Consider the following 462-nt stretch of genomic DNA (forward strand, 5'->3'; position numbering starts at 1 on the left):
ACAGTATTTGCAGATTTAGATGGTGATGGCGTATTAGACGCAGGAGAGCCAACAGGAACAACAGCAGCAGATGGAACATACACTATAGATGGCGTACCAGCAGGAACTGTTGATATCGTAGTGGATACCACCACTTTACCAACAGGATCTACATTAACCGAAGGAACAGAACCAACAGAGGTTACCGTTCCAACAAGTGGAACCGTAGATGCCGGAATCGATGGATATACCACAGCCGGATCTGTAACAGGAACAGTATATAATGATGAAGATGGTAATGGAGCACAAGAAGGAACAGAAACAGGATACACTTCTCCAGTAACAGTATTTGCAGATTTAGATGGTGATGGCGTATTAGACGCAGGAGAGCCAACAGGAACAACAGCAGCAGATGGAACATACACTATAGATGGCGTACCAGCAGGAACTGTTGATATCGTAGTGGATACCACCACTTTACCA

At 44.8% G+C, this 462-nt stretch carries 1 pseudogene; it reads left to right on the plus strand.

Annotated features, from left to right (window positions below):
• Positions 1 to 462 (plus strand): annotated as a pseudogene (locus tag ACVC3Y_RS10240) (hypothetical protein); the annotation flags it as partial.

Source organism: Lacinutrix cladophorae (assembly GCF_053604645.1).